12 protein-coding genes are annotated in these 12,145 nt (G+C 58.8%); 9 read left to right on the top strand and 3 right to left on the bottom strand.

The features are described from left to right. The first annotated feature begins 64 nt into the window (after window positions 1-64). Window positions 65-2,173 carry a ferrioxamine B receptor FoxA gene (gene foxA / locus CKK19_RS16855; protein WP_154819169.1) on the top strand — a complete coding sequence of 703 codons (2,109 nt, stop codon included), beginning with the start codon at window positions 65-67 and terminating at the stop codon, window positions 2,171-2,173. Between the two features lie 81 nt (window positions 2,174-2,254). Here the strand turns inward: foxA and CKK19_RS16850 are convergent, their stop codons facing one another. Further along, entirely contained in the window at window positions 2,255-3,670 is a 1,416-nt protein-coding gene (locus tag CKK19_RS16850; RefSeq protein WP_023305386.1) for a PLP-dependent aminotransferase family protein, read from the bottom strand. A 176-nt stretch (window positions 3,671-3,846) separates the two neighbouring features. Here CKK19_RS16850 and CKK19_RS16845 point away from each other — a divergent pair, with 176 nt between their 5' ends. Then, window positions 3,847-4,008: a DUF1127 domain-containing protein gene (locus tag CKK19_RS16845; protein ID WP_003863073.1), complete on the top strand. Its 162-nt coding sequence runs from the start codon at window positions 3,847-3,849 to the stop codon at window positions 4,006-4,008. 85 nt (window positions 4,009-4,093) lie between these two features. On the opposite strand, the gene CKK19_RS16840 is transcribed toward CKK19_RS16845, so the two are convergent. Continuing rightward, entirely contained in the window at window positions 4,094-5,482 is a 1,389-nt protein-coding gene (locus tag CKK19_RS16840) for a PLP-dependent aminotransferase family protein (protein ID WP_063854183.1), read from the bottom strand. A gap of 101 nt (window positions 5,483-5,583) precedes the next feature. Between CKK19_RS16840 and CKK19_RS16835 the strand changes: the two genes are divergently transcribed. The 7 genes from CKK19_RS16835 (at window position 5,584) to CKK19_RS16805 (ending at window position 10,874) form a co-directional block, all read left to right on the top strand. Further along, a complete protein-coding gene (locus CKK19_RS16835) occupies window positions 5,584-6,063 on the top strand; it encodes a carboxymuconolactone decarboxylase family protein (RefSeq protein ID WP_022646934.1) in 480 nt (159 codons plus the stop codon). A 243-nt stretch (window positions 6,064-6,306) separates the two neighbouring features. Then, complete coding sequence (locus CKK19_RS16830) at window positions 6,307-6,630, top strand: antibiotic biosynthesis monooxygenase family protein (RefSeq protein ID WP_023305388.1); 324 nt, start codon at window positions 6,307-6,309, stop codon at window positions 6,628-6,630. Further along, on the top strand, window positions 6,623-7,018 hold the full coding sequence (locus CKK19_RS16825; protein WP_022646936.1) for an amino acid-binding ACT protein: 396 nt from the start codon (window positions 6,623-6,625) through the stop codon (window positions 7,016-7,018). Before CKK19_RS16830 ends, CKK19_RS16825 begins: the two co-directional genes overlap by 8 nt. Continuing rightward, window positions 6,993-7,688 (top strand): ArsR/SmtB family transcription factor, encoded by a 696-nt coding sequence (locus CKK19_RS16820; protein WP_063854182.1) that lies wholly within the window; start codon window positions 6,993-6,995, stop codon window positions 7,686-7,688. Before CKK19_RS16825 ends, CKK19_RS16820 begins: the two co-directional genes overlap by 26 nt. A gap of 585 nt (window positions 7,689-8,273) precedes the next feature. Further along, on the top strand, window positions 8,274-8,744 hold the full coding sequence (locus tag CKK19_RS16815) for a MarR family winged helix-turn-helix transcriptional regulator (RefSeq protein WP_022646938.1): 471 nt from the start codon (window positions 8,274-8,276) through the stop codon (window positions 8,742-8,744). After that, window positions 8,741-9,808, top strand: a complete 1,068-nt coding sequence (locus CKK19_RS16810; RefSeq protein WP_088581776.1) for an HlyD family secretion protein — start codon at window positions 8,741-8,743, stop codon at window positions 9,806-9,808. Before CKK19_RS16815 ends, CKK19_RS16810 begins: the two co-directional genes overlap by 4 nt. Beyond that, a complete protein-coding gene (locus tag CKK19_RS16805; protein ID WP_022646940.1) occupies window positions 9,798-10,874 on the top strand; it encodes a DUF2955 domain-containing protein in 1,077 nt (358 codons plus the stop codon). Before CKK19_RS16810 ends, CKK19_RS16805 begins: the two co-directional genes overlap by 11 nt. On the opposite strand, the gene CKK19_RS16800 is transcribed toward CKK19_RS16805, so the two are convergent. Continuing rightward, on the bottom strand, window positions 10,871-12,142 hold the full coding sequence (locus CKK19_RS16800; protein WP_022646941.1) for a DUF445 domain-containing protein: 1,272 nt from the start codon (window positions 12,140-12,142) through the stop codon (window positions 10,871-10,873). The genes CKK19_RS16805 and CKK19_RS16800 overlap by 4 nt on opposite strands. Window positions 12,143-12,145: the final 3 nt, after the last annotated feature.

The raw sequence follows: 12,145 nt of genomic DNA, 5'->3' as shown, positions 1-12,145 counted from the left end.
ACCTGGCGGCGCGCATAGCTGTTTGCACCCTCAAAAAGGTAATAATTCTTATTAACAATAAGAAATATCTCTGGAGAGGGTTATGTTTGCTAAATCGCGTCTGGCACTGCTGGTGGGATGGGTTACCGGTAGCGTCGCTTTTCCTTTACTGGCGCAGGATGCCCAAAAAACTGACACCGTGGTGGTGACCTCGCAGATGCAGTCTGCGGCCACCAAGCTTGAAACGCCGGATATTGAAACCCCGCAATCGGTCTCTATCGTCACCCGCGAGCAGTTCGAAGAGCAGGGCGCAACCAGCGTGCGTCAGGCCGTGAGCTACACGCCGGGGGTCTACAGCAACCAGATTGGGGCATCAAACCGCTTCGACTACATGGTGCTGCGCGGCTTCTCGGACGGCAGCCTGGACAACGTCTACCTCGACGGACTGAAGATGATGGGCGACACCAATTCCCACAGCTCGCTGGTGGTTGATCCGTGGTTCCTGGACAGTATCGAAGTCGTGCGCGGCCCGGCCTCCGTGCTGTACGGTCGCTCATCGCCGGGCGGCATCGTGGCGCTCACCTCCCGTAAGCCATCGTTCGATCCGGGCGGGGAGATCAAGCTCTTCGCCGGTAACAATAACCAGCGCGGGGCGATGTTCGACGTCACCGGCCCGGTTGATGATAACGACCGCGTGGCGGTGCGCCTCAGCGGGATGACCCGCTATGCCGATTCCCAGTTCGATCCGCTCAAAGAAGAGCGTTACGCGCTGATGCCGAGCCTGACCTGGCGTATCACCGATAATACCCGTCTGGATCTGATGGCCTACCTGCACCGCGATCCGGAAGGCGGCAGCCACTCCGGCCTGCCGTATGAGGGCACCGTCGTGCCGCACAGCGGTAAGAAAATCTCCAACACCTTTTTTGAAGGTGAAGACGATTACGACAAGTACGATCGTCGGGAAAACATGGTCGGTTATAACATCGAGCACTTGTTTGACAGCGGCTGGGCCGTGCGTCAGAAGCTGCGCTACCTGCACACCAAAGTCGAGCTGAACCAGGTGTATGCCGCAGGCTGGCTGAACGACACCGAGCTGAACCGCGGCTATTCCGGCTCCGACGAGAAGATGAACGCCATCACCCTGGATAACCAGGTCGACGGCAGCTTCGATACCGGCGAGGTGAACCACCGCGTGCTGATCGGCATGGACTACCAGGACCGCACCAACAACGTCACCGGCTACTACGGCGGCTTCCCGCCGATTGACGCTTTCCATCCTGCTTATGGCGCAAAGCCGGACTACATCACCCAGTACAGCAGGGAAAAGCATAAGCTGCGCCAGACCGGCTACTACCTGCAGGATCAGATGTCCATTGACCGCTGGCGCCTCACGCTGGGTGGGCGTTACGACCAGGTGAGCGTGTCGAACGTCGACAACTTCAACCATACCCGCAGCGATCTGGATAAAAACAACTTCAGCAGCCGCGCGGCGCTGCTGTATCTGTTTGATAACGGCGTCGCGCCGTACGTCAGTTACTCCACCGCCTTTACGCCGACCAGCTTTGCCGACGAGCAGGGGAATATCCTGGATCCGATGAAGGGCAAGCAGTGGGAAGCGGGCGTGAAGTATGAGCCGGAGGGGATGAACAGCCAGTTCAGCGCCTCGGTGTTCCGCATCAACCAGAAGAACATTGCCACTAAAGAGGAGCCGACCGATCCGTACCGTTCCATCGGTGAAATCGAATCCGAAGGCGTTGAGCTGGAGGCGATTGGACAGCTGACCGACAGCCTGCGCATGCAGGCGGCCTACACCTATACGGATATTCGCTACAAGAAGAGCAGCCCGGAAGAGGAGGGCAAGCGCGCCGTCTATGCCCCGCGTAACATGGCCAGCGCCTGGCTGAGCTACGACGTCAAAAGCGGCCCGCTGGACGGCCTGACCGTCGGCTCCGGCGTGCGCTATGTCAACGGGATCGCCAGCGATCGTCAGAACACCCATACGCTACCGTCATACACCCTGGTGGATATGGTCGTGGGGTATGACCTGTCGAAAGTGGGGCTCACGGGCGTGAGCGCGCAGTTGAACGTCAATAACCTGACGGACAAAAGCTACGTTGCGGCGTGTAACTCGCTCTCTTACTGCTACTTCGGTGCAGAGCGCAGCATTGTCGGCAGCGTTTCGTGGAAGTTCTGAGTTGTTGATTTTTCCGGGTAGCGGGAGCGGTTTTCTCCCTCTCCCTGTGGGAGAGGGGCGGGGTGAGGGCAAAATGCCGCACTACCCCTCCATCGCAATCACAATCGCCTCACCCATCTTTTTCAACGCCTCGCGATGTTTATCCGTCGGCGGCAGCGCCACGTTGATCCGCAGACAGTTGCGGTACTTACCGGAGGCGGAAAACAGCGACCCCGCCGCAGCCTGGATCTTCAGACGGCACAGCTGCTTGCTGACGCACACCATGTCGACCATCTCCGGCAGCTCGACCCACAGCAGGAAGCTGCCCTGCGGGCGGGTAACGCATATTTCTGCCGGAAAATACTGCCGCACCCAGCAGGTGTAGGTCTCCATATTCTGCTGATAAATCTGGCGCATGCGCCGCACGTGGCGATGGTAATGACCGTCGCGAATAAACGCCGCCACCGCCATCTGCGTGCCCGGCACGTTAAACCCGCCCGCGGCGTATTTCATGTGCATCACCCGGTCGTAATAGCGCCCCGGCACAATCCAGCCGACGCGCAGCCCGGGCGCCACGGTTTTGGTAAAGGAGCTGCAGAGGATCACGCGGCCATCAATGTCCATCGAGTGAATGGTGCGCGGGCGCGGGTACTCTGCGGCCAGCTCGCCGTAGATATCATCCTCCACAATCACAATATCGTGCCGCTGGGCGAGCGCCAGCACCTGCTTTTTACGCGCTTCCGGCATGATAAACCCGAGCGGGTTATTGCAGTTGGGGACCAGGATCACCGCTTTGATCGGCCACTGCTCCAGCGCCAGCTCTAACGCCTCGATGCTGATCCCGGTCTCGGGATCGGTAGGTATTTCAATCGCCTTGATGTCGAATCCGCGCAGCATCTGCATGGTGCCGTGAAACGACGGCGACTCGACCGCCACGATGTCCCCCGGTTTGCACACCGAGAGCAGGGCGATCGACAGCGCGCCGTGGCAGCCGTTGGTGATCACAATCTCGTTTGCCGCCACGGTGGAGCCGCCGTCCAGCATCAGGCGGGCGATCTGCTCGCGCAGCTCCAGACGACCATCGAGCACGTCATAGCTCAGCATTTCGCCAGGGTTATGCTGCGCAATGCGGCTCATCTCGCGCCACAGCGGCTTCAGGCTCGGCTGGTTGATGTCCGGCGAGCCGCCGCCAAAGGAGATCATCTCTTTGTCGGCGCGGGCGTCCAGCAGCATCATCACCTCATCCCACTGGGTGACGTCCACGGGGCGCTGCACCGGGCGCGTCATCGCCGGTACGGGCGGCTGCGCTTTGCGTTTCGAGACAAAATAACCGGAGCGCGGCTGGGGCGTGATCAGCTGGAGATTTTCGAGGATCTGGTAGGCCTGCTGTATGGTGCTGATACTCACGCCGTGTTCCTGGCTCAGCGTGCGTACCGACGGCAGACGTTCGCCGCTGCGATACAGCCCTTGTTCGATACGTTCCGCCAGTAGGTTGGCCAGATGTTGATAGCGCGTCATGCTGTATCCTTTGTTTTCACCATACAGATTAATAAACCAGTACAGACTGGTGGGTAAAACGCCATGCAGATACCGTTTTAGCGGATCTGTATGGTAAACAAAAGCAGTTTTTGAATCTGTATTGTACTGGCCGTTTTCCATGATGATAACCCCACTGGCACAGCGAGGAGAGCATCATGGAATTCTACGAGAATCGTTCAAAACGTCCGTTTATCGCGTTTGTCTGGGTAGCGAAAACGCTGCGTAACTGGTATCGCATCAACCGTACCCGCCGCATTCTGAGCCAGATGAGCGACGAGCAGCTCAAGGACGTTGGGTTATCGCGATATGATGTGTAAGCATAGGGTTGCCCGGTGGCGCTACGCTTACCGGGCCTACAGGAGACCGTAGGCCGGGTAAGGCGCAGCCGCCACCCGGCGGTTTTCAACTCAACAGCGCAAGCGTCTGCCGTTTCGGCCTTTCCAGCAGCTCAACCGCCTCCTGATATGACCGCACGTTGTTATAGCCCATCACCAGCCCGTAGCGTTTTCCTGATCCGCGATACCACGCCGAAAGCGCATTAACCTGTAGTTGCTGTTCCTGCCAGCAGCGGGCGATCTCCCGGTCAGCGCTTCCCTTTGCGAGGAACGCGACAATATGCATCCCGCCGTCGTTTTGCTCGGTGAAAAACAGATCGCCATAGACCTCACGCAGGGCGGCAATCATCCAGTCGCGGCGGATCTGATACAGGGCGCGCATCTTTTTCAGATGACGAAAAAAATGCCCTTCGTTGAGAAATGCGGTGAGGATTTTTTGCGTCAGCACCGGCTGGCCGCTGGTGGTAATGTCCGCGCAGTCGGTAAAGGCCCCGACGGTGCTGGCGGGCATCACCACGTAGCCCATGCGCAGTGAAGGCATGATGGTTTTGCTGAAGGTGCCCATAAAGATCACCCTGTCATGCTGGTCGAGGCTTTTCATCGACGGCAGCACTTTGCGGGTGTAGTGAAATTCCCCGTCGTAATCGTCTTCGATAATCCACGCCTCGTTTTGTGACGCCCAGTCGAGCAGCTGCTGCTTGCGCGGCAGGGAGAGCGTCACCGCCAGCGGACTCTGATGCGACGGGGTAACGATGGCAAAACGGGCGTCGCGATGATGACGGAGCAGGTAGTCCGTATCGATGCCGCAGCGATCAACCGGCACGGTGTGCAGGCGGGGCACGATCCGCTTGAGCAGCTGCTGGCCCATAAAATAGCCCGGATCCTCAAACACCACCTTGTCGCTGCGGCTGGCAAGCGTGTCGAGGATCAGGCGCAGGCTGCCGCTGTAGCCGCTGGTGATCAGTACCTGTTCGGCGGTGCAGGATAACCCGCGCGAGATATTGAGATAGCGGGCAATCGCCTCGCGCAGCGGATACCAGCCCAGCACCGGCGGGTTGAGCATTTCATCCTGACGCATGGCGCGCGTCGCCTGGCCCGCCAGCAGCAGCCATTTTTTATAGGGGAAGCTGTCGAGCGCCGGAATGCCGGGGCGCAGAAAACCGGCCCGTTCGCGCTGGCTAATCAACGACGCCGGCAGCGTGCCGGTCGCTTGTTCTGTGGGGGCGTGTTGCGCGGGCAGCAGAAGATCCGGGTTCACCCGCGTCCCGCGCGCGCCCTGGCTTACCAGATACCCTTCGCCCGTCAGAATGGCATACGCCGTCTCGACGGTTTTTCGCGCGACCTTAAGCTCTTCCGCCAGCACGCGGATGGCAGGCACTTTATCGCCCGGCTTCAGCACGCCGCGCGTGATGTTGTCGCGATAGCGGGAATAAATCTCATGATAGCCCGGCTTCATGTCCTACCTCATTTCACGCTTTTTGTGTCTTTTTACTATGTCATTAACGGCGTAGATTTGCCTTATCGCATGAAAAAAACGGCACAAAAAGAGGAAAGACAATGAGCACCCGCGTAAACCACCACAAAGCCACACCTGCACTTGCCAACGCGCTTTCTGCCCTGAGCATGGAGGTGGCGAAAACCTCCATCGACCCGGCGCTTAAGCACCTTATCGACATTCGCGTATCGCAGCTGAACGGCTGCACCTTCTGTCTGGATATGCACTCGAAAGAGGCTAAAATCGCCGGTGAGCGCGAGCTGCGCCTGTACCATCTGGCGGCCTGGCGCGAGTCCCCGCTGTTTAGCGCCCGTGAAAAAGCGGCGCTGGCCTTCACCGAAGCGCTGACCCAGATTGGCGTACATGGCGTGAGCGATGCGCTGTACCGCAGCGTGGCGGAGCACTTCTCGGATGTCGAGATTTCAGAGCTGAACTTCGCCATCGTAGCGATCAACGCCTGGAATCGCCTGGGCATTACCTCCCGCATGGAGCCGGGCGCGCTGGATGCGGCTTACGGTCTGAACAAGGCTAACCTGGAATAATTCCGCGCTCGCGGATCATCGCCACCAGCGCCCGTAATCCAGGCGAGTGGGGGATTGGGGCGTTTATGGAGTCGAAGTCGATGGTGGGTTAAACCCTGCCCGGTGGCGCTACGCTTACCGGGCCTACATGAGCCCGTAGGCCGGATAAGCGCAGCGCCATCCGGCAAACACTTCGCTCCATACCGAAGCATTGTGGTTTTTCCTCCTGCATTCTCTCCACACCCTCACTACGGAGAGACACCCATGATCGCAGTCCTTTTTGAAGCCAAAGCGGAGCCTCATCATCAGGCGCGCTATCTGCAGCTTGCCGCTGAACTCAAGCCTTTGCTGGCGGACATCGACGGCTTTATTGATATAGAACGTTTTCAGAGCCTGAGCATCGACGGCAAAATCCTGTCCCTTTCCTGGTGGCGGGATGAAGAGGCCGTCCGCCGCTGGAAGCAGAATGTCTTCCATCAGGCCGCGCAGGCCGAAGGCCGGGAGTCGATTTTTTCTTTCTACCGTATTCGCGTGGCGCAGCTGGTGCGGGAGTACAGCTCTGAAACGAGAGGGCACGCGGATGTATGACGTTCACGTGATTTTTAGCGACAGGCCCGGCGAGCTGGCGCGCTTTGGACAGCTGTTAGGCCGCAACGGCGTGGGGCTGGAGGGGGGCGGCGTTTTCGGTACGGATGCCCATTTCCTGGTGGAGGACGGGGAAAAAGCCCGCCGTGTGCTGCTCGACGCCGGGTTTACCGTGCAGGCGCTGCGAAAGCCGGTGATCAGAAAGCTTAAGCAGGAGCGTCCTGGCGAGCTGGGCGAGATAGCGGCGGCGCTGGCCGCAAAGGGCGTGTCTATCCTGACTCAGTACAGCGACCACGCGAATCACCTTATTCTGCTGACGGATGATGATAAGCTGGCCGCTGAGATCACCACACCCTGGGCGACGAATGTTAAAGACGAGCTTACCCTCTGATAACAGCGCGATGCTGGAAAAGGCCATTGCCGCTGTAGCGGCTGCAATGGCCGATCCGTCGCGCGTGAAAATGCTCTGTGCACTAATGGACGGGCGGGCGTGGACGGCCACCGAACTGAGTGCGGCGGCAGACGTTGCGCCGTCGACCGCCAGCGGGCATCTCGCCCGGCTGGTTGAAGGGCAGCTAATTACCTGCCTGTCGCAAGGGCGGCATCGTTATTATCGTCTTGCCGGGCACGACGTGGCGGCGCTGGTGGAACAGATGATGGGGCTTTCGTGGAGCCGCATTACCCCGCCGGAAACTACCGCGCCGAAAGCCATGCGGGAGGCGCGGACCTGCTATGACCATCTGGCGGGCGCGGTGGCGGTGCAGATCTACGATTTCATGCAGGCAGCAGGCTGGCTGGAGGCAGACGGTTCAGCGCTCACGCCGTATGGTCGGGAGCAGTTTCTGAAGCTCGGCGTTTCGTTAAGCGCTCATTCGCGCCGAAAAGCGTGCTGCGCCTGCCTGGACTGGAGCGAGCGGCGGTTTCATCTCGGAGGCGAAGCCGGCGCAGCGCTGCTTCTTTATCTGGAAAGCAAAGGGTGGATCCAGCGGGTGGCGGGGTACAGGGAGGTGGTTGTGACGGCTTCAGGACAGGGCGCCATCACCAGACATTTTAGCCGCTAAACTCCGCTGCGGGCTGTGCCCTCACTCTGCCCCTCTCCCACAGGGCTGAGGGATCCCCAGTAATTTTTTTATGCAGAAGCAATAAAGTTGCTTTCTAAATGACTGAGGGCTGTCAGCGATGCCCTGGTCCGGCTGTAAATCGCTGAGGCGTTTCCTGCAGGCCGGGGCGAGGCGCAGGGATGCGCCGAGAGGGCGGCTTTACAGGGACGTTGCCTCCGCCCGTACCCGATAAGCCGGAAGGAATAAGCCGAGGGCACCGCGAAGCGGCGATTTACCGCCGGGAGCCCGGGTCGCCAGGGTGGTGGCGACTGAGCCACCCTGGCACGTTCACCGGTCATGTCGTTACAGAGTAGCAAGGAACATAAAGTGAACGGAATGACCACCACCGCCGTATGTTCCCCTCACCCTAACCCTCTCCCCGGAGGGGCGAGGGGATTGCTCAGTGCTCGCATTAATTTGTGGGGAACCCTCAGCCCACAGGGAGAGGAAGAATCTCATTTCGCAATTCCTGCGCTTTAACTTCTCGTTTCTTGATACTTACCCTGATAACTATTATCGTGACCGCGTGTGACGAGAGGTTTCCCCATGAGTGAAGAAGAACTGTTTAGCCGCAGGCCGATGGGCATGCGGATGGCGATGATCGTGCGCCAGTGGCGTGCCGTCATTGACGACGCCATTCTCGATACCGGGTTAACCCAGTCGAGCTGGACGGTGATGATGCAGCTGCATCAGCTCGGGGATAACGTCTCGGTGAGTGAGCTGGCGGAGGTGCAGGGCATTGAACTGCCGCCGCTAATGCGCACCCTGACACAGCTGGAAAAACAGGGTTACCTGCTGCGCACCGTCTCGCCGTATGACAAGCGCATCCGGCTTCTGACGCTGACGCCTGAGGGAAAAGCTGTACTTAACAGGCTCACCCAGGTAATTGAGACGCTTCAGACGCGCGTATCGCAAAACATCGCGCCTGAACATCTCGACATTTTCAGCGCCACCCTGAATCAAATCGCCTGCAATTTGCGGACAATCCGCGAAGAAGATAACAAGACCGAAAAATAATGACTCCTGAACAAAAGTTTGCCCGCTGGGTAAGGGTAAGTATTGCCTCTTTCCTGCTGATGTTTGTCTACTTTATCGTCGCGGATATCTGGATCCCGTTGACGCCGGATTCCACCGTGATGCGCGTGGTGACGCCGGTGTCTGCCCGTGTCTCCGGCTATGTGGCGGCGGTCCATGTCCACAACAATAGCCAGGTGAAGAAAGGCGATCTGCTGTTTGAGCTCGACGACACCCCGTTTCGCAATAAAGTGGAAGCGGCGCAGATCGCGCTCGAGCAGGCTCGCCTTTCCAACGAACAACTGGACGCGCAGATCGCCGCCGCGCAGGCCAGCCTGAAGACCGCCGTGCTGACCGCGCGTAACGACAAAGTGACTTTCGACCGCTACCAGAAACTGAGCACCCTGCAGAACGTGTCGCAGGCGGATCTGGATAAGGTCCGCACTACCTGGCAGAGCAGCGAGCAGTCCGTCAGCTCGATTCAGGCGAATATTCATAACCTGCGCATTCAGCGCGGCGAGCGGAATGAACACCGTAACGTGACGCTGCAAAAATACCGTAACGCGCTGGATGAAGCGGAGCTGAATCTTGGCTGGACGAAGGTCTACGCCGAGGCGGACGGCACGGTGAGTAATCTGCAATTAAGCCCCGGTTTTTACGCCTCGTCCGGTTCGGCAGCGCTGGCGCTGGTGAATACGCAGACGGATATTGTGGCGGATTTCCGCGAGAAGAGCTTGCGTCATACCCACCAGGGGACCGACGCCGCCGTGGTGTTTGACGCCTTTCCGGGACGGGTTTTCCGCGCCCACGTGACCAGCAGTGACGCGGGGATCCTCGCCGGTCAGGAGGCCGTTAACGGTCAACTCTCTGAACCGGAAACCTCTAACCGCTGGGTGCGCGATGCCCAGCGAATGCGCATTCACGTGGCGCTGGACGAAGCCTTACCGAAGTCGCTGCCGACCGGCGCGCGCGCCACCGTGCAGCTCTACAACAGCGAAGGGCCCTTTGCGCGCTTCTTCTCCGGGATGCAAATCCATCTGGTGAGCCTGCTTCACTATGTCTATTAGCACCCTGGCGCGGGTATTTACCCCGCACGGCAACATCGTCTACACGGCAAACGACTTCCGCCAGACCCTGCGCATCGTCTTTGCCGGGATGATTGCGCTCAGTATTTCGAGCTTCTACAACACCAGCTACGGCGTGTTTTTTGTGGTCTACCCGATCATGCTGCTGTCGCTGGTGCCGGTGTTTAACCGCCACGTGGCGAAGCAGTTTATCTTCAGCGCATCGCTCAACTGCGTCGAAATGGTGATCATCATCGGCTTTCTGTCGCAATGGCCGGTCATTATGACGCTGGTGGTCTTTGCCCTGTACGTGATGCGCTTTCGTTTTATGAGCAAGGGGCCGCTGTTTCTGTTCGGTTCGATGGGCGTGGTGTGCCAGAGCGTAATGCTCAACTTTATGAGCTACCCCACCACCAACTGGCACACGCTTTTGTTCTCCAACATTGAAGCGAGCGTGATGGCGGTGTGTCTGAGCGCGCTGATGAATTACCTGCTGCCGGACGTGGAGCCACGTAAGCCGCCGCCGCTGATAGAGAAAGACGATGCCCGCGTGCGCCACGAGTCGCTGCTCTCCGGCACCGTGGCGACGCTGATTTTCGTGGTATTTCAGATGAGCGACTTAAGCGATTCGCTCTCGGCGCTGATGGCGGGCATTCTGATCCTGTTCCCGATGCACTACCGCGGCGCGGTCATGAGCTCCATCTGGCGCGTGGTCGGCGTGGTGCTGGGCTGTCTCTATATCCTCGTCGTTCAGCTTATTCTGTACGATCACAGCAGCCATATGCTGCTGATGATGCCGCTTATCGGCCTCGGGCTGGCATTTGGCGCGCGCCTGCACGTGATGGAGAAGGTCGGGGCCGGGGTGGGATTTTCCAGCATTACCACCATCGGCATTATGTTCGGGCAAAACATGCATCCGGACAGCGATCTGGTGTTCAGCGATCTGTACCGCATCACCTCCGTTACCTTCGCGCTGGTGGTCACGCTGACGATGGTCTTTCTGGTGCACCTGATCCTGAACCGCTTCGAGGCGACGCGCTACGTTATCGCGCCGCCAAAAGCGGATTAATGCCCCAGCACGGCGGGCAACTGAGAAAGTAAAAACAGGATCAGGCCAATCGTTCCGCCTACCAGGGTACCGTTTACGCGAATGAACTGAAGATCTTTACCGATATTGAGTTCTATCTGGCGTGACATATCTTTGGCGTCCCAGCTTTTCACCGTGTCGCTGATATGACGCGTCAGGAACGCAGCAAAATCCGGCGCGACGCGGTGCGCGGCCTGCTCCAGATGCTCGTTCAGCGACGCACGCAGGCTGGCATCATTCGACAGCGTCTCACCAAACCACAGCCCGGCGTTGGCGATACGTTGCTTCACGCGGGAATCGTCGCTCTGCATGTCATTTTTCAGCCACTGGCGCAGGTCAGCCCACATTTCACCCAGGTAGCGGTTAAATGCTTCATCATTCTTCAGATAGTGCTTGATATTGTCGGCTTTGGCCGTCATCTCCGGGTCGTTTTTCAGGTTGTCGATAAACTTCAGCGTGGCGCGGTCAAATGCCCGACGGATCTGGTGCGTGCGGTCGTGGCTGATATCATCCAGCAGCGTGTTCACCGCGTTCGACACCATCTCTGCGCTCTGATCGCCCAGCCACTCGGTGGGCAGCACCATCGCCTTGCGCGGATGCTCGGTCTTCAGCCAGTGGACGATCTGGTCAGAGATAAATTCCCGCGTGCTCTCGCGCTGAATCAGGGTAATCAGACGGTTGATGATGGCGTCCAGCAGCACCTGGTGACGGTTGTTTTTGGTCATGCTTTCCAGCATGACGGCGCTGGTCTCGGTTAAATCGACCTTGTCGATAGCCTTATGCACCGCGCGTTTGAGCAGGCGCTGAATGCGCCCGTCGTCAGTTAGCTCAAGAAAACCGCTCATCACCTGCATCAGATGCAGCCCGACGCGCTGGGCGTTGTCGGGCTTGCTGAACCAGGCACCAATCATCTGGGCCGGCTCGTAGCGGCGAATTAATGCGACCAGCGACTGGGTATCCAAAAACTTTTCCTGCACGAACTGGCCAAGATTGTCGCCGATGCGGTCCTTATTGCGCGGGATAATCGCCGTATGGCGCGAGATAAAGGGAATTGGCACCCGGCGGAACAGCGCGACAACGGCAAACCAGTCCGCCAGCGCGCCGACCATCGCCGCCTCGGCAATAGCTTTTGCGCCGCGTACCCAGAAGGTTTGCGGCAGGAACAGGGTAGTGATAAAGGCCGCAGCGGCAATCAGCAGCAGCGACAGCGCGAGAAGCTTGGCGCGTTTGAGTTCGGTATGTTTTTCCATGGG

Source organism: Enterobacter sp. CCUG 70166 (assembly GCF_020224095.1).
Lineage (GTDB): Bacteria > Pseudomonadota > Gammaproteobacteria > Enterobacterales > Enterobacteriaceae > Enterobacter > Enterobacter intestinihominis.
Note: the sequence above shows the minus strand (reverse complement) of the source record. Positions and strands in the feature narration are given on the sequence as shown.